Source organism: Enterococcus malodoratus ATCC 43197 (genome assembly GCF_000407185.1).
In the GTDB taxonomy this organism is placed as follows: Bacteria; Bacillota; Bacilli; order Lactobacillales; family Enterococcaceae; genus Enterococcus_A; species Enterococcus_A malodoratus.
Genome location: NZ_KE136482.1, coordinates 1062655 through 1084634, shown reverse-complemented (window position 1 = coordinate 1084634; position 21980 = coordinate 1062655). Strand labels below are relative to the sequence as shown.

Sequence of the window (21980 nt, the reverse complement as noted above, 5' to 3'; positions counted from 1 at the left end):
CAGGAATCGAGTCACTCGATTCCTGTTTTGATACTGTTTGCTTTTTGAACTCATTTCAGGGCGGATATTTTAAGGATTAAAAGTAGTGATGGGTAGTTGATATTAATTATAACAATGATCAAAAATACCCTTAACGTATTACTTTCTATCATTTTGAAAGATTTATTAATAATGCTTTTCCTTTATCTAGTTTACATTAAGATTCGAATGTTAAATTAAATTTTTTTTCTTCCTTTTACGGTCACTTGGCTGGTAAGTCCTACGATCAGAACATAAGTCTTTCTTTCCACACGACCATCCCGCATCTCTTGCAGATTTTATAAACTGTTTTTCTGGTATAGAACGTCCGGTTACTAAAGTTGTTCCACATTTATCGCATGGATACTAATCCTTCTAGTTTCATTTCACAACCTCCTTCTTTTCGATGAGATAGCCCTTCTTATAGGCTTTTTAATGCTAAAAAGGTGACTCATCAACAAAAGTTTCTCTTCTCTGATGTTCAATTTTTTCTTGGATAATTCTGATTTCCTTCGGTTTTTCGCTCTTAAAGAATGGTTGTGGTTTTGCTTGTTTTTCGTCCAGGGATACAGAGACGTAATCGGCCATAACTAAAACAGAAATAATCGTTTTTACTTCATTCCGGATATTCTTAGATAGCGGTTGCATTTATAAAAATATTTTTTCCATTGTGATTGCAGGCACTAACTATGAAATACTTGAAGATTGATTTGTTGGTAATGATCGACACAAAAATCGATGATTTAAATAAGAGGTAAGTTGAAGAAATCTTTTTACTTGAAATAGTTTTTGTAAGGCATCTTTATGGAGTGTGATATTCAATAAAAAGCGTTATGTTGGAAATGAATTGGAGCATTCATAGCATGAGGATTTTTAGCAGCACTATCTATTCCTGCGGGATATTTATCAAAAGAAAAGCTAAATGAGCTGATCGCACCAACATTAACTTATGTATTGCCAACAAATGATTATTGATCCATTATCAGCAAAAAAAATCATTGAAGGAAAAGTATCAGAAAACGGAGGTTTTAAGCTGTTATTTAAAGCAATAGATTTTTCGGAAGCTTTTCGAGGATTCTTGGTGAAATAAATGTAAGATGAAGAGTCACTCGGTCGTCTGTTCTACAATAAGAATATTCACAGTGAAAGTAGAATTGATTTGATTAATTCCCTAACTCTTTTATAGAAAAGTGAACTTGAAAATACTAGCTATTTTTTATGGATGGCTATCGAATTAATGATCATCGTTAAATGTTTATAATATGCTTTATTACAAAAACCAATCATCCGTTTAAACGGATGATTGGTTTTTTCTGTATTGAAAGCGTTTCTTAATCTGTGTACAATGTCACTAAACAAAAGGAGGTAGGGGGAATGGGGAGAAAGGATAGTATTTTTACTTTCTTATGCAAGCAAACAGAGGACTTCGTTTCCGGTGAATATTCACCGAAACTAGATTCAACTAGTATCTCTGAGGAGATGGAAATCGCACGCTACAATGTAAGTCGTGATTTGAATCGATTAGCGGAAGAAGGAAAAGTGTTAAAGCTTTCGGGGCGTCCAGTATGTTTTCTTGCGAAGGAAATAATCGAACAGCATATCGGAAATGGATTAAAAACAGATGCTGAATGGACGCTTGAAGAATTAAGAAAATTATTGGAAGAAGACTCTAAAGATAGTCCTGGTGATTTTCCCTTTACGGAGCTGATCGGGTACGATGGGTCTTTGGAAAATGCGGTTCGACAGGCCAAAGCAGCATTATTATATCCGCCGTTTGGCTTACATTCATTATTAACAGGTCCATCCGGTTCAGGGAAAACAACGTTTGCTCGCTTTATGTATCAGTATTCGAAGCATGCGGGGAAACTGCAAGAGGACTCCCCTTATGTGGTCTTCAACTGTGCAGATTATTCAAATAATCAGCATTTGCTATTAGATCACCTGTTTGGTCATGTAAAACACGCCTTTACAGGTGCAGAGTCAGATAAGGACGGACTAATTGCAACAGCCAACAACGGCATTCTTTTTCTAGATGAAATCCACCGCCTGCCGCCAGAAGGTCAAGAAATGTTGTTTTCAATCATGGACCGAGGAGAGTACTATCGTTTGGGAGAGTCAGCTAATCCTCGCAAGGTTCGTGTATTAATCATTGGTGCTACTACAGAGGATATTGAAGGCAATATTTTATCTACATTCTTAAGACGAATTCCTTTAAAAATTTCTATGCCTAGTGTAAAAGAACGAGGATTGGCTGAAAAAATTAAGTTGATTTATTTTTGCTTTAAGCAAGAAGCGAAGAAAATTGAACGTAAATTGCAGGTCAATGAAGACGTCATTCGTTTTTTCCTGCAATATGATCCAGTTGGAAATATTGGACAAATGAAAAATGATATTCAATTGTTATGTGCCAATGCCTTAGTCGACAGTATTTCCAATAATTCTACCCTCATTCAAGTAAAGCTGTCGCATCTTTCGACGTATTTGATTGATCAATTTTATTATGCTCACTCTCCCGAAATTAATGGTGAGCTGCGAGAAAAATTGAAATTGCTGCAAATCGACGAATTTGTCTTCACACCTGAAGAAGAGCGAGATTATGATCCATTTCTTTTAGTTGACGAGGAGGAAAGTGTTTCTCATGATGTGTTAGAAACCTATCACAAGTATTTAGATGGCAAGGGCTCTTTGTCACCGTTAAAGTCAATCATTCATGGAAAAGCACAGGAATTGGCAGAAAAACAAGGGAATCAGCAACAGGCAATCTTTAAAATCGTTTCCCGTAAGAATTATGAAGTCACGGTCAATATTTTAAAAAGAATCGCGTCGAGAGAACGTTATCACTTAGAAGAGAGTAACATCAAAAGTCTAGCATTGCATTTAGATACCTTGATTGAAAAGATTACAGAAGGCTACTCTTTTAGAGATAATTCCTTTTTAGAACACAAACGACCAAATGAGTTGGCAATGGAAAAAGAAATTGGTGTAGCTGAACAAATCTGCCGTGAAATCTCCAATCAACTGGAGGTACAGCTACCTGAAAGTGAAAAGTATTTTATCTCGTTGTATTTAAAGGCGATGAATGAAAAGTACACTGAGAAAAAAATCGGGGTTTTGATTTTGATGCACGGAACAAGTGCAGCTACTGATTTAGCCAATACGGCCAATCAATTACTGAATGTCGATCATGCAGTCGGATTAAATATGCCTTTGTCTCAATCGGTTGGCGATACGTTGGAAAAAGCCACCGAGTTAATCCAAAAAGTCGATCAAGGAAAAGGCGTCGTGATTCTGAGTGACATGGGTTCGCTGAACATGTTCGGCGATATCATCACCAAAAAGACCGGAATTCCAACGAAGACGATTAAAATGGTGACGACCCCAATGGTCATCGAGGCAACTAGAAAATCATTGTTGCCGAAAATGTCGATTACCGAACTTTCGGAAGATATTGTTGAACAGAGTGCTTATATTGGGAATAGTGTTGAAGACTTTCAAGTAAAAACAATGGAAGAAAAAGTCACAGTGTTTACAGACGATCGCCGCAGTAAAATTATTTGTATCCTAGAAGAGAGCTTAATCTTTTTAGATGGTGCCACCATTTATGATCTGTTAGAGATTGAAGCGAAAAAGATCGCCGAGGCTTTTCAGATCGCGCATTTTGAAGATTTTTGGATCAAGTTTCTTTTCCATACCAGCAATATGATCGAACGGGCGATTCGTAAAGAACAATTTTTACGAGAAGATACGGCCGTGATTGTTGAAAACAATCGTGAGTTGTATCAGTACCTTAAAGATCTATTGACGCCTCTAGAAAATCGTTATGCAATTGTTGTCGAGGATAGTGAAATTAGCTATTTAATGGAATTGATCGAAGTAAATACAGAGTTAGTTTACTAATCGACACACTATATGAAAGAATAGCAGCACACTATTTTTATTTGGACAGCACACTAATAAAATAAATTGTTCATTGGAAAGTATCAACTACGTTTTATCGTCAAAACGTTGATTTGATGCTTTCTTTTTACTTGTTCACAAAGTTGGCACGCTTATTGCTTTATAGAGAGTGAGGAGGTGAAAGGATGATCGGTGTATTAATACTAACCCATGGGGAACTTGCTGCTGGTTATCTTTCAGCATTGAAATTAATTACAGGCGAGGCAGAAAATATTGATACGTTAGGTTTGTATCATGAAACAAGTATTGAAGGGTACAAAGAAGAGGTTGCTGCCAAAATGCTGAAAATGGAACAAGGAAAAGGAGTTATCGTTTTTTGCGATATCTTTGGGGCAAGTCCTTACAATGTGACGGCTCAGAATTATCAAGTATTAAAAGACAAGGTAAACTATCGCTCAATTACTGGTGTAAATCTACCGATGGTGATCGAAGCGGTATGCAGCAGGGAAACAATGGAGTTAAATGAATTAGCAAAATATATTCAAACAGTTGGAAAAGATGGGATCAAGGAACTTTTTGAAAATTATGGGAAGGATGAATAAAAATGAGTGAAATCGTATTAACTAGAATCGATGATCGCCTAATCCATGGACAAGTAATGACGGCATGGGTCAAGAAGACGCGAGCGAATCAAATTTTGATTATTGATGATGAAGTCGCAAAAGATGATTTTATGAGTGAGATTTTGAAAATGTCGGCGCCTGCTGGAATCGATATCGTGGTAAAAGGATTAGACGATGCTGTAACTTTTTTAAACGCGCAAGAAAAAGAGAATAAACGGTTGATTATTTTAGTGAAGGCTCCGGTTACTATCGACACGATCGTAGAAAAAGGGATCAAGATTGATAAGTTAGTAGTTGGAGGGATGGGGGCAAAAGCGAACCGCCGAGTGTTGTACAAAAATATTTCTGCCTCGGATGAAGAGCGCGCCACATTCAAAAAATTGATCGATCGTGGTATTCCTGTCGTGATTCATATTATTCCGGATCAAAAGGAAACGGACCTTTCAAAGTATCTATAAAAGAAAGGGGCTATAAATAGTTTCAATAGAAAAAGGATGTCAGTTCCACTTCTCACAGTTTGTAACGTGATAAAACAAATCAAAATTATCACAATGATTTATCGTTCAAACACCTAGTGGAATGATATACGGCATGAAAATAGGACTAATTTTTCCAAGGAAAAATTAATTCTTTAATATGAATAAGGAGGAAGAAAAATGCTTTTATCTGCAATATTAGTTGCTATTATTTCAACGGTTTGTAATTGGTGGCCGAGTCATTTAATCACCCGTTCATGGCTTTATCCGATTTGGTCAGGGTTTTTAGTTGCACTAGCAATGGGAGAACCGATGATAGGGATGCAAGCGGCGGCTTATATCAACCTTGCTTACCTAGGTTGGATCACCGCAGGGGGAACAATGCCAGGGAATTTGCCAGTCGCAGCAGTATTTGGTACGGCGATGACGATTTTATCAGGGGCAGACCCAAGCTTAGCAGTAACCTTTGCTGTACCATTCAGTTTGTTTGGAATTTTAACCTTCCAATTAACAATGTCAATCAATGCTCTTTGGGTCCACAGAGCAGAAAAATTCTTAGACAATGGAAATATTCGCGCAATGCGCATGATGAATTATGTTCCATCAGGGATTTTAAATTTCCTTGTTACAGGAGTTCCAGCTTTTATTCTCGTCTATTTTGGGGCAGAGCCTATGAAGAACTTGTTGAATATGATTCCGGATTCATTTGTTGATGCGATGCAGGTGGTCGGAGCAATCATGCCTGCATTAGGGATTGCGATGTTGATCAGCTTTATGGGAAATAAAAAGATTATGCCATTTTTCTTCTTTGGTTTCATTCTGGCGGTCTACTTGAAATTGGATGTCATGGCAGTCACAGCCGTTGCTGCAATCATGGGCTTTGTGTTCTATAATACTGGATTTCTTGATATGAAACCTGCTGGAAAGGAGCAATCATAAATGGAAGCAAAATTAACGAGAAAAGAACTATTAAAAAATTGGGCGCTGACTTATTCGAGTGAAACCGCGTATAACTATGAACGTCTGCAAGCATTAGGGCAAGCAAACGCGATGGTTCCAGTCATTCGAAAGCTTTACCCTGAAGATAAGGAACGTCAAGTACAAGAATTGAAGAAATATTTTGTCTTTTATAACACAGAACCTTCTTTCATCGGAACAATGATTCCCGGAGTTGCCGCAGCAATGGAAGAACAACGAGCAAATGGTGCTGAGGATATTACAGATGAAACGATTAACTCTTTACGTACAGGTTTGATGGGACCAATCGCAGGGATTGGAGATACAGTCAGTCAAGGAATCGTTTATCCGATCTTGGCAGGTATCGCATGTTCATTAGCAATTGATGGCAGTTATGTCGGACCGATCTTTTTTGAAATCGCCTACAAGATTTGTTTGATTGGCTTTGGCTGGAATATGTATCGTTTGGGTTACCAAAAAGGGAAATCTTTTATTTTAACGATGCTGCGTGAAGGAACCATTGCTCGCTTAACAGAGATTTTCAGTATGGTTGGTTTGATGGTTGTGGGTTGTATGACCGCTTCCCGAGTAAATATTGAGATCCCGATGATCTTGAATATTAAGGGAGTCAAACTGGGGATTCAGGAACAGGTAATCGATGCGCTGATGCCAGGGTTAGTCCCCTTAGCGATCACGATGCTGGTTTACTGGTTAGTCCGTAAAAAGGTAAATATCAATTTAATCATTCTGATTATTTTTGTTTTAGGGATCTCATTATCCTATCTAGGTGTTTTGGGAATTCCGAAATAAGTAGGGGGAAATAGTGTATGAAAGCAGTCGATTTAAAAGCAATCAATCAATTGGAACTAGTAGAAAAGGAGAAGCCTGTACCTAAAGCAGGGGAAGTATTGATACATGTTATGGCCTGCGGTATCTGTGGATCGGATATTCCACGGGTTTATGTAACAGGCTCATACCACTTTCCAACTGTATTGGGGCATGAATTTTCTGGAGAAATCGTAGAAGTCGCGGATGATGTCAGTTCAGATTATTTAGGCAAAAAAGCCGCCGTTTTTCCACTCTTACCTTGTAATGAGTGCGACTATTGCCAATCCGGCTATTATGCCCAATGTAAAAATTACAATTATTTTGGCTCAAGAACAGATGGCGGGTTTGAGGAATACTTAGCGGTTCCCTTATTCAATCTGGTTCTTTTAGAAGATCAAGTGAGCTATGAGGAAGGGGCGATGGTCGAACCAGCTACTGTGGCTCAGCACGTCATTAATAAAGCCGAATTAGCTATTGGCGATAACGTGGTCATTTATGGGGCGGGTCCGATTGGTGTCATGGTAGCACAATGGGCTCAGATCAATGGCGCTGGGAAAGTTTTATTGATTGATATTGACCCTACTAAAGTTGCTTTCGCCCAAGAATTAGGCTTTGAATATGTCTGTAATAGTCAGGAAAAAGATGCGGAAGCCTTTATTTTAGAAACCTTAGGTGGAAAGTTAGCGGATGTTGCGATTGAGGCCACAGGTTCTAGCGGGGCTTTTGACCAATGTGCGCAATCCATTCGAACATTTGGACGAGTGGTCTTGTTGGGAAACCCTCATTCGGATATGGTCCTTAAGCAGAAAACGTATGATCAATTCATGCGAAAAGAAGGCACGATCGTCGGAATGTTCAACAGTGTCTACGAACATTTTCCTAAAAACGAATGGCAAGTGACTGCTCAGGCAATCGCTAATAAGCAGCTAAATTTGAAACCGTTAGTGACCCACAAAGTTCCAATCGAAGAGCTGATCGGAGCATTTGACATGATTCATGAGAAAAAAGAATTTTACAATAAGGTGTTGATGGTTAATGAAAAATTATTATGAGAACAGTCAAGCAGTAATGGAAGAATTGGATCATTTATTAGAAAAAGTTTCTAGTGAAGAGATCGATCAATATGTAAAAGCATTATTGGAAGCACGAGAGGTCTTTTTTATCGGTGTTGGACGAGTACGCTTGTCATTAGAGGCGGCAGTGAAGAGATTGACTCATCTGGAAATCAGCTGTCACATGGTTGGAGATCTAAATGAACCACCGATTACTGAAAAGGATCTTTTAGTTGTGGGCAGCGGCTCAGGAGAATCAGTGATTCCTCTAGAAATCGCCAAAAAAGCGAAGTCATATGGTGCAACAGTCGTCCACTTGACCTCTAATCCGGATAGTTCGATAGCAAAATTGGCCGATCACATTGTCAAATTTGATAGTCCTTCAAAAAGCAATCAAACCTTTACCTCGATTCAACCGATGACAACAGTATTTGAACAAGGATTGCTGATTTTCCATGATGTATTAGCTTTACGTTTGATGAATGAAAAGCAGATGACCATGGATGATCTGAAAAGTCGTCACGCGAATTTAGAGTAGCGATCCGTTCTAATTTCTACAGGTAGAGTATTCCAAAAGGAGCTAAAGAAATGAGTAATGAAAAGAAAGTTGCTTTTATCACGGGAGCCGCTGGTGGTCTAGGCACAGCGGTAGTCAAAAAATTACTAGACAAGAATTTCATCGTTTTGGTTAATGATAACAATCAAGAGAATGTTCAAGCCTTACTAGATCAATTCAAAGAGCAAGAAATACAGGCCTTCTGCTTTGATGCAACAGAAGAAGCGGCTTGGGAAAAAGCTGTTACTGAAATTAAAGAAACATTCGGTAAAGTAGACGTGCTATTCAATAATGCCGGCATTTTCAAAATCGAAACGATTGAAGAAACCAGTGTAGAGCTATGGAAGAAAACGATGGACGTCAATGCATTGAGTATTTTTTTAGGGATTAAGGCGATGTCTCCATTATTGGGCGAAGGCAGCAGTATCATTAATACTAGTTCGATCGCGTCATTTTTAGGATCGAAGAATCGGATTGCCTATGCGGCTTCAAAGGGTGCCGTTTCCGCTTTGACTAAAGCTGCGGCCATCGAATTTGCCCCTCGTGGCATTCGTGCAAACTCTGTTCATCCAGCTTACATCAAAACTCAGATGGCTGAACATGCGGCAGAGGCTACAGAACGGACAATGGAAGAAATGGGGAGCCGAATTCCCTTATATCAACGAATCAGTACAGCTGATGAAGTTGCCGATGTGGTCGTTTTTCTGGCATCAGATGCATCGCGCTTTATGACTGGATCTGAAGTGGTCGTTGATGGTGGACAATCGGTTAATTAACAGGAAAGAGGATCAGAACATGGTAAAAATCTCTCCGTCACTGATGTGTATGGATATCAGCAAATTTGAAGAACAAATCAATTGTTTGAACCAGACCGTTGATTACTATCATATTGATATTATGGATGGTCATTACGTTAGCAACATGACCTTGTCTCCGTGGTTTATTGAACAGCTTAAGGATCACACCGAGACCCCACTGGACGCACATTTGATGGTGACAAATCCAATTGAATATGTGGATCAATTGCTAGATTTAGGGGTAGAAGTGATTAGCATTCATGCAGAATATCTGAACGGGCATGCCTTTCGATTAAGTGAAACAATCAAACAGCGAGGAAAGAAAATGGGGGTCGTTTTGAATCCTGAAACACCGTTGACGATCATTACTGATTATCTTCATTTGATTGATATTGTGACAGTAATGACGGTAGACCCTGGTTTTGCAGGACAGACATTCATCTCAGAAAGCTTAGATAAAGTCCGAAAATTAAACGCTTATCGCGAAGAACACCAATTGGCATTTGAGATTCAAATTGATGGGTCCTGTAATGAAAAGACATATCATACGATGATCGAGGCCGGAGCAGATATTTTGATTGTAGGAACCAGCGGCTTGTTCAATTTGGACGATTCCATTGAAAAATCGGTGGAATTAATGCAGGGACACATTTTGGCAGCTGCTCAAACAAAATAAATTTGTTTAACTGATGGATAAAAAGATAAGTAACTGAAAAATATAATTTTGATGTGCGGAGAACGAGGGAGTAGACGTTCTCCGCTCTGCAGTTATGGACGAAATTATCATAAGAAATAAAGAATACATATTTGTAAGCAAATAACACGATTATAGTTCGCTTTCAGAATTAGTATGTTTTAAAAAAGAAAGGGGAATGGTGCTGAAATGGTATCAATCAATGAACTTGCAGGGATGATAGATCACTCATTGTTAAGAGCAGATGCAACAGAAAAAGAATTTGAAAAGCTTTGTAATGAGGCAGATATTTATGGATTCAAAATGGTCGCAGTCAATTCGTACCCAGTGGCATTGTGTAAGCAGTTGTTAAGGAATAGACCTGAGCTATATCCAAGTTTTTCCAATAATTCTGTATTTCTTCAAAGTATTTCGAGTTAACAATGTCTTCTTTGGTTCGTTTATCTTCTTGGATAGCGGTTGCATTTATAAAAATATTTTTTCCATCAAATTATTTTGCGATGACAGGCCGATGATGCTGTCATTTTCGATAATTTGTTTTAGATACAAACCTGCTTCTTTCGCGACTTCCATACTTTTTTCAGTTTATAGATAACGTACTGGTGAGCTATATGATAAGTGGTAATATTTTTTTCTAAAATCATTGAAATAATAACCTTTCCAAGAGTATTCTGATGATAAAAATGCAAATAAGTAGTGTTTAACCAAGATTTTTATAGTGACGAATTCAAGACGATCGTTTTAGTTTAGCAATATAAATAATTATTACTCATTCTATTTACATAAATATAAAAGTTCTTTACAATGAAGATAAACGGTTAACGTGTTAGGAGAGGATCATATGTTGCCTAAGTATGAGATTATAAAGCGAGATATCATAGAGAAGATTGAATCTGGAGAGTTTAGTACGGGTGAGAAAATTTATTCAGAAGGTGATTTAAAAAGAAAGTATAATGTCAGTAATACGACAGTAGTAAAGGCTTTGAACGATCTGGTAAATGAAGGGTATTTGATTCGTCGTCAAGGCGAGGGAACCTTTGTCAGAAAAAATTTGAAGCATAGAAAAGTTCTCTTCTCAGAGAAGTTATCAATGTCGAATAACGAAAAACAAAAGTCTGTTGAGGAAACGATCACTTTAGTTTCGGAAGAATTTACTGATAAAGAGATTGCACAGATATTAGGCGATAAATCAGGCAGCAAAGCGTTGATTAAGCTAAGCCAAGTTGCATTAACGAATGATTTTCCGTGGAAAATTCAAAATCGTTATCTCTTTGCAGAAAAACTTGAGGATGATTCTGTTAGGCGGCTGATTAAGGGTGCTAGCTTATCCGATGAATTGGGTCTTCAAGGGAATATGGCAAATCTTCCTATGACGATGGAAGTGAGCACTATTTTATTAACGAAGGATTCAGACGAGTTAGAACCGCTGCGAATCATAAGAAAAAGTTTTGGCGAAGAAGATAGTTTTTCACTATTTAATATCAAACGTTTAGCTAGAGGGAACGATGGAGCTCCGATTGAATATAGCCAAAGTTTTATTCATTCTGATTTTTATCAGATTGAGATTATTAGTGAATAAGTTTTTACAAACATAAGTATGTTCGTCAAAGACCGCAAACATAGTCCATTTTATGGAAAATGTTTGCGGTCTTTTTTTTTAGAAAGCGGTTTACAAACTTAAATCGGTATTGTATGATGTATTCACACCGGTTAACGCGTTAAGTTGTTTTGAGAAAGGATGCTTATGAAAAAGAGAACACGAGAGAAATTATTATCTAGTGAGCGATTTTTTGGTCAAGGGATGCTTACGGAAGACTTTATCGATCAAGCTATAGATAAGGCTTTAAAAAAAGTTGAAAAAAATATCCTAAGTCTGGGAGATAAATTTCCAACACCGGCAACAAAGGACAATACGTACTTAGCTATGGATAACACGGAATGGACAAACGGTTTTTGGACAGGAATTCTGTGGCTGTGCTATGAGGTTTCTGGGGAAAACCATTTCCGGGAAGTGGCAGAACAAAATGTTGAGAGTTTCATTTACCGAATTGAAAATGAAATTGAAGTTGAGCATCATGATTTAGGGTTCCTGTACAGCTTATCCTGTGTCAGTGCGTATAAGCTAACAGGAGATGAGGCCGCTAAGAATGCTGCAATAAGTGCCGCTGAAAAGTTATTACAGCGCTACCAATCTAAGGGAGAATTTATCCAGGCTTGGGGAGAATTGGGCAACCAAGATAATTATCGTTTGATCGTAGATTGCTTGCTTAATATTCCATTATTATTTTGGGCGTCAACAGTGACTCAAGATGAACGTTATCGTGAAGTAGCCGTTAAACATTATCATACGACAATCGAGAATGCGATTAGAGAAGATTCATCTGCTTACCATACGTTTTTCTTCGATGCTAAAACGGGCGATCCTTTATATGGAAAGACCCGCCAAGGATATTCCGATAGTTCAAGCTGGGCGAGGGGACAATCGTGGTTGATTTATGGCTTGGCATTGTTCCGCTCCTACTGTCCAGAGGAAGAGAATACAGAGCTTTTTGAGGCGATTACAAATTATTTCTTGAATCGCTTGCCGAAGGATTTTGTTAGTTATTGGGATCTGATTTTTATGGATGGTTCCGAACAGTCCCGAGATACTTCTGCGACAGCGATTGCTGTTTGCGGTATGAGTCTAATGGACCCGTTTTTACCTGAGACGAACAGTCATAAGTTGGTCTACAAGTATGCGCAGCATTCAATGTTAAGAAGCTTATCTGAAAACTATACTGAGTCCAAAACGGATGGGATTACGGCCTTGCTGAATGAGGGTGTCTATTCTTGGCACAGCGGCAAAGGCGTGAATGAAGGCAATATCTGGGGGGATTATTTCTATCTAGAAGCGTTAGTGCGGTTCAAAAAAAATTGGAAAATGTACTGGTAAAAGCAGGAGGAATGAAAATGGAAAAACCCAATGTAAAAATGGTGCGTGTAGATGAACGGCTAATACATGGACAAGGTCAATTATGGATCAAGAGTTTAGGAGTGAACTTAGTTATTTGTGCCAATGATAAAGCAGCAGAGGACAGCTTGCAGCAGACGTTGATGAAAACGGTAGTTCCGAAAGAAACAAATATTCGTTTTTGGACGATTGAGCGTACGGCAAAAGTTATTTGGAAAGCAGCCCCTAGTCAAACAATTTTTGTAGTCGTTGGAAATTTGCATGATGCCTTAGAATTATGCAAACTTGGCTTTCCAATGGAGCAGCTAAATATTGGGAATGTTCATGCCAGCGAAGATAAAGAGAAAATTTCTCAATTTATCTATTTAGGCAAAGAAGATAAGCAAGCTCTTCGTTCATTGCGTGAGGACTACGGTGTGACCTTTAATACCAAGACTTCACCACTTTCAAATGATGGTTCACAGCACTTAGATGCATTAATGGCAAAAATAACTAATTAATTAGAAGGAGAAGCAGATGGAGATTTCATTAGTTCAAGGTATATTGATCGGATTAATTACAGCTTTTTGTTATTCGGGGCAGCTATTAGGAATTTACACAAACCGTGCACTGGTTATGTCCTTTTTTGTAGGTGTTGTTTTAGGCGATATTCCAACAGCCTTAACATTTGGTGCTTTAGCCGAGTTAGCCTATATGGGATTTGGTGTTGGCGCAGGCGGAACTGTACCGCCAAATCCAGTTGGACCCGGAATCGTTGGTACGATTATGGCTATCACACTGAAGCATCAAGGAGTGACACCTGAATCTGCATTGGCACTATCATTTCCTTTTGCCGTATTGTTCCAATTGGTAACGACGGCGATCTATACCATATTTTCTGGGAATGTTAAATGGTCGAGGAATGCAATTGAACAAGGCAAATATAAACGCTTTAATCTGATTGCTAATTCAACATATATTGCTTTTTCCGTTGCAGGATTTCTGATCGGGTTATTAGCGGCATTGAGTCGTCCTGGATTGCAGGCATTTGTTGAAGCGCTACCAAGCTGGCTGATCAATGGTTTTTCAGTTGCGGGCGGGCTTATTCCAGCGATAGGTTTTGCGATGATCATGTCTGTGATGCTCGAAAAGAGTCTGACGCCTTATGTGTTATTAGGGTATATTTGTGCAGCATATTTGGAACTGCCTACGATGGCTGTTGCAATGGTAGGAACTGTCTTTGCGTTGATTCAATATTATGGAAAAGATAAAACGATTGTTGGGGAAGAGAGCACAAAAGGAAACAGCCAAACCACCTTGATGGAAGAGGAGGATTTTAGTAATGGAATCTAGGACACCTAAACTAACGCAAAAAGACTATATGAAGACAGCTCTGCGGTCGTATTTATTACAGAACGCTTTTAACTATACCTCTTATCAAGGGATTAGTTACTTATACACGATCATGCCGGCGCTAAAGAAAATCTATAAAGATGAACCAGAGAAACTGAAAGAAACGGCTAGTGCAAACTTAGAGTTTTATAATACCAACCCTCAAATGCTGCCCTTCATTACCAGTATGCAGTTAGCGATGTATGACAATGACCAAAGTATCTCGGACACACGCAGCATTAAAATGGCGCTTATGGGGCCGCTATCAGGAATTGGCGACTCAATCGCTCAATTTGGGATTGCTCCTTTATTTTCAACGATCTTTGCCGGTTTAGCAATGGATGGTTTGGGTTTTGCGCCGATGGGCTTTTGGTTTTCAATGTTAATCTCAATGTTGATTATCAAATTATTAATGGGTTATTTGGGCTTTAAACTTGGAACGAGTGTCATTGAAACGTTAAGTGATAAGATCGGCAAAATTTCTTCGGCAGCCAATATTGTCGGAGTGACTGTTATAGCCGCATTAGCTACATCATTTGTTAAGGCCAATATCGCCATAAAGTATTCGCATCACGTTGAATCCGGTGAAAAACAAGTAATCGCTATTCAGGATATTTTAGATAAGATTATGCCTAAAATGCTTCCAGTAATTTTAACTATCTTAGTGTTCTATTTGATCAAGAAGAGAAATTGGAACACGTATAAACTATTGGTCTTACTATTTGCTATTGGGATAGCAGCGTCTGTCCTAGGAATTTTGGCATAGTAAACGAGGGGAATCAGAAACAAGATTTTTAATTTTGAAAAAATGTTCTTGTCTCCGTATTTGTCACTTTTCGAAGTGAATGAGGAAGCATACTGTAATTTTAAGCCTGAGGCGAATAAAAATTTGAAAGCGGGAACACGATGAATCTTCAAAGAATCGAAGACTACCAACTAAAATTTTTTCAGCAAGATTGGCTTTCAGAGTACTTGGAGCAACAGTCACAATTTTTGAAGCCACTTTTTGAACGTTCTTCTTATTTGCTGAAAGATCAGATTATTTACAATGATGCGATGGATATGGAAGCTTGCTCCATTCCGTATTCTTTAAAAGAGTATGCGTGGAATCGGTATCCTGCTGATGATCCAGAATGGCTCTTTATGTTGAGTCGTCAAAGCTTTCTTGTAGATCTGGCACAAGCATATGCGCTAACTAAAAAAGAATGTTACTTACAGAAATGGCACAGTTTGCTTATTGATTTTATTAACGATGAGGGTGAACCAAATTCGACGAATAGGGATGTCTGGCGTCCGTTAGATGTTGGGATTCGAGTAACAAACTGGATGAAAAGTTTAACGTATATTCCGATCGCTGATTTCAAACAACTAGGAATCGATGATGTGCTACAAAACGCCTTGCTGATCCATCTGGACTATTTGGAGCGGTCCTATATCGATAAATACAGGCTCAGTAATTGGGGTGTGTTGGCAATTGGCGGAATGGCAGCTATTGATTTATTTCTTCCAGAACTGGTGACCAGTAAACAGAGGGATCTAATATGGTCTCGTTTAGCTGAACAGCTTGACCTACAATTCTATTCAGATGGGATTCACTGGGAGCAGAGCCCGCTGTACCAGCACGAAGTTTTGATGACATTCGTGTATCTACTGCAGATTTCTGAATATCTTGAAGTCCAGTTACCATTGAATCTTCGCACGAAATTAAAAACACCTATTTTCTCTACCCATTATTTGGCGGACAACCAAGATATCCTAAATCCGATCAATGATAGTGATCATGTCAACTTTCATTACGTATATGATATCTATCGCAAATTAGGTTTCTTATATGAGCCCTCCATGTCTGCGAATATAGCAAGGCTTTGGACGGGGGATCTTTATGAAGAAAGAATCTGGGAAACAATGAAGCCAAAAGAACTTTTTCGTGGCGAATCAAGTGGGCTGATGGCGTACAAAACAGAGGATATCTATTTCACACTTTTTAACGGTCTGCATGGGAGCGCACATGGTCATGCTTCTACAGGTGGATTTACACTACAACTACAAGGGGATGACTTGTTTTCTGATAGTGGTCGTTACAGCTATGTCAACAAATCAGAGCGGCTTCGGCTAAAAGAGTGCGCTGCCCACAATACGATGTTTATCGCAGAAAATCCCCATACTTTAGTTTCTGATACGTGGGGCTATGACAAATTACCGACTCCTTTATTTCAGCAAATAAAAGAACTTTCTGTCGGTTTTTTTGCGGAATGCGGCTGGCTGGATAAGGCGGATCAGAATCCAATGATTTTTGAGCGCAGCTTCATCTATTTAAAGTCGATCAACTCCGTAGTTATTATTGATAGCTTTGCAGGACAGAAAGAGACTGAAATTACGAGTACCTATAATTTAGCACCGGCGATAAATTGTCAAAAGGAAGCGCATCGGTTTGCTTTAACTACGAATAAGCATAAGTACACACTCCTTTTTGCTGGAGGTCAAACACAGCAATCAGCGGTAAAAGGATCAGAGATTTATAACCAGCTGAATGAGCACCCGCGTTTGTCAAACAAGTTTTGTTACAAAACGGGAAAAGAAATTCAAGCTACAGTCATTTCTCCGTTAGAGGATATCCAAATTACGCCAATAAAAGTGAGTCAAGCAGGAGAGAGTGAGCAATTCTGTCAGGCTAAGGGATTTCGGATAATCGCCGGATCGGAAAAATTTGATCTCTTTGCTATGCGGGAAGATATTGTCAAAGGGAATAAATTATTAGTGAGTGAATATGGCCAATTTTTTTATGGCCGGCTTGTTTTGATTGATCAAAAGGAAGCAAAGATTCGGATTAAATAAAGGAGCAAAGAGATGAAATTTTTAATTACTGGGCATAGTGAATTTTCGATTGGGATGCAGAGTGCTTTAGCGATGATTGCCGGAGAACTCGAAGATGTGAACATTATTCCCTTTTTAGCCGAGGAGACGGTAGATGAGTATCGCCAAAAAGTAGCGGCAGAAATTCAAATGTTTGATCAAGCTATTTGTTTCACAGATTTGTTGGGTGGGACCCCATTTAAAACTTGTGTTGAATTCTCTGAGGGAAAAGATCAAGTTTTTGTTGTGAGTGGCACAAACTTAGGAATGCTATTAGAAGGCTTGATGATGCGAAATAGCGTCACCGACCCATTTGAAATTGCTGAAACAGTCGTACAGGCTGGAAAGAGCAACATTGTGCTTTTTGAAAAAAACAATGAAACAGAAGAACTGCCAGAAGAAGGAATCTAAAAAAAGAAATAGCGCGATGTAGTCAATCTGGTGTTGGTTTATTTGATTCCATAAAGCTTTATAAGAAAGGCGTAGGCGAATGAAAAAAGTTGAAGTATTGAAACGCTTAGAAAATGCGGGAGTTATCGCAGTATTGCGAGCAGATTCTAAAGAGGAAGCTTTGAAAGTTAGTCATGCAGTAGTAGAGGGCGGAATGATGGGATTAGAACTGACTTTTACAGTCCCTCAGGCAGATGAAGTCATTCGGTCATTAGTTGAAACATATCATGACGAGAAAGAAATCGTGATTGGCGCGGGCACGGTTTTAGATGCTGTGACGGCTCGCCTAGCTATAATGGCCGGAGCCGAATATATTGTCAGTCCTAGCTTTGATCGGGAGACAGCTGAAATTTGTAACTTGTATCAAGTTCCTTACTTGCCAGGATGTATGACAATTAATGAGATGCAGACAGCTTTGAAGAGCGGAGTAGATATCGTGAAGTTATTTCCGGGAAGTACCTATGGTCCGAGTATTATCTCTGCATTTCAAGCGCCTTTGCCGTACCTGAATATTATGCCTACAGGCGGTGTTAGTCTGGATAATATGGCCTCATGGTTTGAGGCAGGTGTGACGGCAGTGGGTGTTGGTGGGAACTTATTAGCTCACGCTAAAACAGGTGAGTTTGGTAAGGTAACGGCTTTGGCTAAACAATATATGGCCCAATTTAGAGAAATAAAGGAAAACTAATTATGGCAAAGATACTAACTTTAGGCGAAATTATGCTGCGACTTTCAACGGATATAGGTGTTCGTCTAAACGAAACACAGCAATTGGACTGTCACTATGGCGGCGGCGAGGCAAATGTAGCTATTTCATTAGCCAATTTTGGTCATCAGGTTTCTTTTGCAAGTAAAGTACCTGATAACTCATTAGGTCAAGCGGCAGTGAAACATTTGCGTCGAAACGGTGTGATGAGTGATTTTGTACAACTTGGCGGAGCGCGTTTAGGAACTTATTACATGGAAGCGGGGATCGGTGAACGTGCTGCTAGTGTTACTTATGATCGAGCGGGGTCAAGCTTTGCAGAAGCAGCCGAGTTTCCATGGTCTTATGAAAAGCTTTTTTCTGGGATTGAGCTATTTCATATTTCAGGCATTACAGCAGCTTTATCAGTGCAATGGTGTCAATGGACGGTTGAATTAGTGAAAGCCGCAAAGAAATTTGGTGTGTTAGTCAGCTTTGATATTAATTATCGCGGGAAACTGTGGAGTCAGGCTGCAGCAGGGAAAGCACTAAAAGAAATCTTGCCTTATGTTGATTATTGTTCAGCTGGAGATTTGGATGCGCGCTATTTATTGGGGGTTCCAGAAGATCGGATGAACTCAGGATTTGTTTATTATTATCAACAAATGCAGCAGCAGTTTCCCAATATTAAATGCTTCTATTCAACGAAAAGGATCGTTTATTCGGCTAGCAGCAACCAGTTAGTAGAGACTTTATGGCTGGAGAATACGTATTATGAGTCAGAAGTTCATAAGATAAATCCGATCGTTGATCGAGTTGGCGGCGGTGATGCTTTTGCGGCGGGGATCTTGCATGGATTGATCTCAGATTTTGACGGGCAAAGAACCGTTGAGTTTGCTACGGCTGCATCAGCATTGAAGCATACTGTTCATGGGGATTGTAATCAATTTTCAGAAATAGAGATCGAACAATTTTTGACAGCAGGTTCTGGTCGAATCGTTCGTTAAATATTAAGTAAAAGAGGGAAATAAACATGCAGAATATGGAAACGAGATATACGCATAGTCCAAAGGATATTCGTCATTATTCAACAGATGAATTGAGGGAAGAGTTTTTAGTTGAAAAAGTATTTGTACCTGGTGAAGTCAGTTTGACGTATACCCACAATGATCGCATGATCTTTGGCGGCGTAGCACCGACGGCTGAGTCGTTGGAGATCATTTTGAACAAAGAATTAGGTGTCGATTATTTCTTGGAACGGCGTGAATTAGGAGTTATTAATATTGGCGGTCCGGGTTTTATTGAAATCGACGGTCAAAAAGAAGCGATGAAGAAGCAAGATGGCTATTATATCGGGAAAGAAACTCGACAAGTGATTTTTTCTTCAGAAGATGCAGCTGATCCTGCGAAATTTTACGTTAGTTCTGCTCCGGCGCATCACAAATACCCAAATGTAAAAATCAGTATTGATGAGATTAAGCCAATGGAAACTGGGGAAGCATTGACATTAAATGAACGTAAAATTTATCAATATATTCATCCCAATATTTGTGAAAGCTGTCAGCTGCAAATGGGCTATACGATTTTAGAGCCGGGCAGTGCTTGGAATACCATGCCGTGTCATACGCATGAACGCCGAATGGAAGCGTATGTTTACTTTGATATGGCGGAAGATACAAAAATTTTCCATATGATGGGTGAACCAGCTGAGACAAAGCATCTGGTAATGGGGAATGAACAAGCCGTGATTTCACCGAGTTGGTCGATCCATTCAGGTGTAGGAACAAGCAACTATTCATTTATCTGGGCGATGTGTGGAGAGAATATCACTTATACCGACATGGATATGGTTCCAATGGATGAACTAAAATAGAACGAATGAAAGTGGGAGAATAGATGGATTTTAATATGGATATGTTTCGTTTAGATGGGAAAGTCGCATTGATTACGGGTGCAGTTTATGGAATTGGCTTTGAAATCGCCAAATCATTAGCGGCAGCAGGAGCAACGATCGTTTTCAATAATTTAACTCAAGAATCAGTCGATGAAGGATTGGCAAATTACAAAGCAGAAGGCATTGAAGCAAAAGGCTATGTCTGTGACGTAACGGATGAAGAAGCAGTTCAAACAATGGTCAAGCAAATCAAAGAAGATGTTGGTACAATCGATATTTTAGTTAATAATGCTGGAATCATCAAACGAATTCCAATGACAGATATGTCAGCGACGGATTTCCGCCAAGTCATCGATGTCGATTTGAATGCGCCGTTTATTATGTCAAAAGCGGTTATTCCTGAGATGATCGAAAAAGGCGGGGGTAAAATTATTAATATTTGCTCGATGATGAGTGAATTAGGTCGTGAGACTGTTAGTGCTTATGCCGCGGCAAAGGGTGGTTTGAAGATGCTGACAAAAAATATTGCTTCTGAATATGGTCAATTCAATATCCAGTGCAACGGTATCGGTCCTGGTTATATTGCGACACCGCAAACTGCGCCGCTGAGAGAACTGCAAGAAAACGGGGAACGTCATCCATTTGATCAATTTATCGTCGGTCGTACACCAGCAGCACGCTGGGGTGATCCGGTCGATCTTGCGGGTCCATCAGTCTTTCTTGCCTCACAGGCCTCTGACTTTGTAAATGGTCATGTTCTGTATGTTGATGGCGGAATTTTAGCTTATATTGGTAAACAACCTTAAGAAAATAAAGAGGAGAGGAAACGGTCAAAGCCGCCTCTCTTTTTATTTATTACGGGTAATTTTTTAAAGAAAAAAGTAAAAGGAGCAAGGATAGTATGCAAATAGAAATATCAATAATTAATCAAAAAAATGAAATAGTTCTGAGTAGCAGCGGGGTGGATGAAGTAGTTTTGGCAACGAAAAAGTATACTTTTCAAGCAGGAGATAAATTCAAAGTTGTAACCGCAGAAAAACAATTAGTTTACGTCCAACTAGACAATGCAATGGGCTCCTCTTTAGTGTATTTATCAAAAGGCGAGTGGGTCTATGAAATTCCCATGACGGAAAAATTGCGAGAGGTCTATCCACCAGCGGCTTTTCTTGACGAGAAGCATTACTTTTTTGTCAGAAAGGCTTTTGCTGAAGAACAGACCAGCTATCGTAACTGGGCGCTCAATCCTCATGATCAAAAAGATGTGGACAATGTTTATCCGCACGCTTATGCAAATGTTGAAACACGAAACGATGCGACTTTTTTTGCTAGAAATGCAATTGATGGAATTTTGGCCAACGGAGATCATGGATCGTACCCCTATCAATCTTGGGGGATCAATCAGCAAAAAGATGCTGAAATCACAATTGATTTTGGCCGAGAAGTTGAACTCGATAAGCTTGGATTGGTATTACGTGCTGATTTTCCCCATGATAGTTATTGGAAACAAGTAACCATAGCCTTTTCCGATGGTTCAGAAGAAATATTTGCTACGAGAGATGTGGTAGAAACGCAATATTTCACCTTCTCTCCACGAACAGTAACCACTGCTACATTGAAACAGCTGGTCAAAGCAGAAGATGAGTCACCATTTCCAGCGTTAACTCAAATTGAACTATTTGGATATCAGAAATTGCTGAACTAAAGAGAGAAGATATTTTTCGGGGTATGCGAATTCGTATCTTAAATGATGATATTTTAAAAGCATCTTATTAGATTTTTTACTCTAGTTTCGGTTATTCCAAGTTATCTGGATAGCTGTCTAAATAATCGACACCTTCAATATTCTAGGTTGCTGAATACAAATTGCGCTAAAAAAAGG

At 39.1% G+C, this 21980-nt stretch carries 21 protein-coding genes; all 21 read left to right on the top strand.

Translation table 11 applies throughout. From position 1 onward, the window contains the following. Positions 1 to 1392: 1392 nt before the first annotated feature. The 21 genes from I585_RS14995 to I585_RS14890 all read left to right on the top strand — a co-directional run bounded on the left by I585_RS14995 (position 1393) and on the right by I585_RS14890 (position 21803). Complete coding sequence (locus I585_RS14995) at positions 1393 to 3915, top strand: sigma-54-dependent transcriptional regulator (RefSeq protein WP_010741510.1); 2523 nt, start codon at positions 1393 to 1395, stop codon at positions 3913 to 3915. A gap of 185 nt (positions 3916 to 4100) precedes the next feature. Continuing rightward, positions 4101 to 4517, top strand: a complete 417-nt coding sequence (locus I585_RS14990) for a PTS sugar transporter subunit IIA (protein ID WP_010741509.1) — start codon at positions 4101 to 4103, stop codon at positions 4515 to 4517. Positions 4518 to 4519: 2 nt separating this feature from the next. Further along, positions 4520 to 4996 carry a PTS sugar transporter subunit IIB gene (locus I585_RS14985; RefSeq protein ID WP_010741508.1) on the top strand — a complete coding sequence of 159 codons (477 nt, stop codon included), beginning with the start codon at positions 4520 to 4522 and terminating at the stop codon, positions 4994 to 4996. Between the two features lie 198 nt (positions 4997 to 5194). After that, complete coding sequence (locus I585_RS23730) at positions 5195 to 5953, top strand: PTS mannose/fructose/sorbose/N-acetylgalactosamine transporter subunit IIC (protein ID WP_010741507.1); 759 nt, start codon at positions 5195 to 5197, stop codon at positions 5951 to 5953. Next, positions 5954 to 6781, top strand: a complete 828-nt coding sequence (locus I585_RS23725; protein WP_010741506.1) for a PTS system mannose/fructose/sorbose family transporter subunit IID — start codon at positions 5954 to 5956, stop codon at positions 6779 to 6781. It abuts the gene before it with no gap. Between the two features lie 17 nt (positions 6782 to 6798). Next, positions 6799 to 7851, top strand: a complete 1053-nt coding sequence (locus I585_RS14970) for a galactitol-1-phosphate 5-dehydrogenase (RefSeq protein WP_010741505.1) — start codon at positions 6799 to 6801, stop codon at positions 7849 to 7851. After that, complete coding sequence (gene hxlB, locus I585_RS14965; RefSeq protein ID WP_010741504.1) at positions 7835 to 8389, top strand: 6-phospho-3-hexuloisomerase; 555 nt, start codon at positions 7835 to 7837, stop codon at positions 8387 to 8389. Before I585_RS14970 ends, hxlB begins: the two co-directional genes overlap by 17 nt. 50 nt (positions 8390 to 8439) lie before the next feature. After that, on the top strand, positions 8440 to 9183 hold the full coding sequence (locus tag I585_RS14960; protein WP_010741503.1) for an SDR family NAD(P)-dependent oxidoreductase: 744 nt from the start codon (positions 8440 to 8442) through the stop codon (positions 9181 to 9183). Between the two features lie 19 nt (positions 9184 to 9202). After that, positions 9203 to 9880 carry a D-allulose 6-phosphate 3-epimerase gene (gene alsE / locus I585_RS14955; RefSeq protein WP_010741502.1) on the top strand — a complete coding sequence of 226 codons (678 nt, stop codon included), beginning with the start codon at positions 9203 to 9205 and terminating at the stop codon, positions 9878 to 9880. An 859-nt stretch (positions 9881 to 10739) separates the two neighbouring features. After that, the gene (locus tag I585_RS14945; RefSeq protein WP_010741500.1) at positions 10740 to 11477 is read left to right on the top strand and encodes a GntR family transcriptional regulator; all 738 of its coding nucleotides are present in this window, start codon (positions 10740 to 10742) and stop codon (positions 11475 to 11477) included. Positions 11478 to 11642: 165 nt separating this feature from the next. Further along, positions 11643 to 12830 (top strand): glycoside hydrolase family 88 protein, encoded by a 1188-nt coding sequence (locus I585_RS14940; protein WP_010741499.1) that lies wholly within the window; start codon positions 11643 to 11645, stop codon positions 12828 to 12830. Positions 12831 to 12847: 17 nt separating this feature from the next. Continuing rightward, a complete protein-coding gene (locus I585_RS14935) occupies positions 12848 to 13348 on the top strand; it encodes a PTS sugar transporter subunit IIB (RefSeq protein WP_010741498.1) in 501 nt (166 codons plus the stop codon). Positions 13349 to 13364: 16 nt separating this feature from the next. Then, on the top strand, positions 13365 to 14180 hold the full coding sequence (locus I585_RS14930) for a PTS mannose/fructose/sorbose/N-acetylgalactosamine transporter subunit IIC (RefSeq protein WP_010741497.1): 816 nt from the start codon (positions 13365 to 13367) through the stop codon (positions 14178 to 14180). After that, entirely contained in the window at positions 14170 to 14985 is an 816-nt protein-coding gene (locus tag I585_RS14925) for a PTS system mannose/fructose/sorbose family transporter subunit IID (RefSeq protein WP_010741496.1), read from the top strand. Before I585_RS14930 ends, I585_RS14925 begins: the two co-directional genes overlap by 11 nt. Positions 14986 to 15125: 140 nt before the next feature. Further along, complete coding sequence (locus I585_RS14920) at positions 15126 to 17054, top strand: alginate lyase family protein (RefSeq protein ID WP_010741495.1); 1929 nt, start codon at positions 15126 to 15128, stop codon at positions 17052 to 17054. A gap of 12 nt (positions 17055 to 17066) precedes the next feature. Beyond that, positions 17067 to 17483: a PTS sugar transporter subunit IIA gene (locus I585_RS14915; protein WP_010741494.1), complete on the top strand. Its 417-nt coding sequence runs from the start codon at positions 17067 to 17069 to the stop codon at positions 17481 to 17483. Positions 17484 to 17562: 79 nt separating this feature from the next. After that, positions 17563 to 18210 (top strand): bifunctional 4-hydroxy-2-oxoglutarate aldolase/2-dehydro-3-deoxy-phosphogluconate aldolase, encoded by a 648-nt coding sequence (locus I585_RS14910; RefSeq protein WP_010741493.1) that lies wholly within the window; start codon positions 17563 to 17565, stop codon positions 18208 to 18210. Between the two features lie 2 nt (positions 18211 to 18212). Further along, entirely contained in the window at positions 18213 to 19214 is a 1002-nt protein-coding gene (locus I585_RS14905) for a sugar kinase (protein WP_010741492.1), read from the top strand. 26 nt (positions 19215 to 19240) lie between these two features. Further along, the gene (gene kduI, locus I585_RS14900) at positions 19241 to 20080 is read left to right on the top strand and encodes a 5-dehydro-4-deoxy-D-glucuronate isomerase (protein ID WP_010741491.1); all 840 of its coding nucleotides are present in this window, start codon (positions 19241 to 19243) and stop codon (positions 20078 to 20080) included. A gap of 23 nt (positions 20081 to 20103) precedes the next feature. After that, positions 20104 to 20907 carry a gluconate 5-dehydrogenase gene (locus I585_RS14895; protein WP_010741490.1) on the top strand — a complete coding sequence of 268 codons (804 nt, stop codon included), beginning with the start codon at positions 20104 to 20106 and terminating at the stop codon, positions 20905 to 20907. A gap of 95 nt (positions 20908 to 21002) precedes the next feature. Beyond that, on the top strand, positions 21003 to 21803 hold the full coding sequence (locus I585_RS14890) for a discoidin/SUN/FTP domain-containing protein (RefSeq protein ID WP_010741489.1): 801 nt from the start codon (positions 21003 to 21005) through the stop codon (positions 21801 to 21803). Positions 21804 to 21980 lie beyond the last annotated feature (177 nt).

Bases quoted from the DNA above. Each gene is read 5' to 3' on its own strand.
- I585_RS14995 (WP_010741510.1), top strand. From the start codon at position 1,393: ATGGGGAGAAAGGATAGTATTTTTACTTTCTTATGCAAGCAAACAGAG.
- I585_RS14990 (WP_010741509.1), top strand. From the start codon at position 4,101: ATGATCGGTGTATTAATACTAACCCATGGGGAACTTGCTGCTGGTTAT.
- I585_RS14985 (WP_010741508.1), top strand. From the start codon at position 4,520: ATGAGTGAAATCGTATTAACTAGAATCGATGATCGCCTAATCCATGGA.
- I585_RS23730 (WP_010741507.1), top strand. From the start codon at position 5,195: ATGCTTTTATCTGCAATATTAGTTGCTATTATTTCAACGGTTTGTAAT.
- I585_RS23725 (WP_010741506.1), top strand. From the start codon at position 5,954: ATGGAAGCAAAATTAACGAGAAAAGAACTATTAAAAAATTGGGCGCTG.
- I585_RS14970 (WP_010741505.1), top strand. From the start codon at position 6,799: ATGAAAGCAGTCGATTTAAAAGCAATCAATCAATTGGAACTAGTAGAA.
- hxlB (WP_010741504.1), top strand. From the start codon at position 7,835: ATGAAAAATTATTATGAGAACAGTCAAGCAGTAATGGAAGAATTGGAT.
- I585_RS14960 (WP_010741503.1), top strand. From the start codon at position 8,440: ATGAGTAATGAAAAGAAAGTTGCTTTTATCACGGGAGCCGCTGGTGGT.
- alsE (WP_010741502.1), top strand. From the start codon at position 9,203: ATGGTAAAAATCTCTCCGTCACTGATGTGTATGGATATCAGCAAATTT.
- I585_RS14945 (WP_010741500.1), top strand. From the start codon at position 10,740: ATGTTGCCTAAGTATGAGATTATAAAGCGAGATATCATAGAGAAGATT.
- I585_RS14940 (WP_010741499.1), top strand. From the start codon at position 11,643: ATGAAAAAGAGAACACGAGAGAAATTATTATCTAGTGAGCGATTTTTT.
- I585_RS14935 (WP_010741498.1), top strand. From the start codon at position 12,848: ATGGAAAAACCCAATGTAAAAATGGTGCGTGTAGATGAACGGCTAATA.
- I585_RS14930 (WP_010741497.1), top strand. From the start codon at position 13,365: ATGGAGATTTCATTAGTTCAAGGTATATTGATCGGATTAATTACAGCT.
- I585_RS14925 (WP_010741496.1), top strand. From the start codon at position 14,170: ATGGAATCTAGGACACCTAAACTAACGCAAAAAGACTATATGAAGACA.
- I585_RS14920 (WP_010741495.1), top strand. From the start codon at position 15,126: ATGAATCTTCAAAGAATCGAAGACTACCAACTAAAATTTTTTCAGCAA.
- I585_RS14915 (WP_010741494.1), top strand. From the start codon at position 17,067: ATGAAATTTTTAATTACTGGGCATAGTGAATTTTCGATTGGGATGCAG.
- I585_RS14910 (WP_010741493.1), top strand. From the start codon at position 17,563: ATGAAAAAAGTTGAAGTATTGAAACGCTTAGAAAATGCGGGAGTTATC.
- I585_RS14905 (WP_010741492.1), top strand. From the start codon at position 18,213: ATGGCAAAGATACTAACTTTAGGCGAAATTATGCTGCGACTTTCAACG.
- kduI (WP_010741491.1), top strand. From the start codon at position 19,241: ATGCAGAATATGGAAACGAGATATACGCATAGTCCAAAGGATATTCGT.
- I585_RS14895 (WP_010741490.1), top strand. From the start codon at position 20,104: ATGGATTTTAATATGGATATGTTTCGTTTAGATGGGAAAGTCGCATTG.
- I585_RS14890 (WP_010741489.1), top strand. From the start codon at position 21,003: ATGCAAATAGAAATATCAATAATTAATCAAAAAAATGAAATAGTTCTG.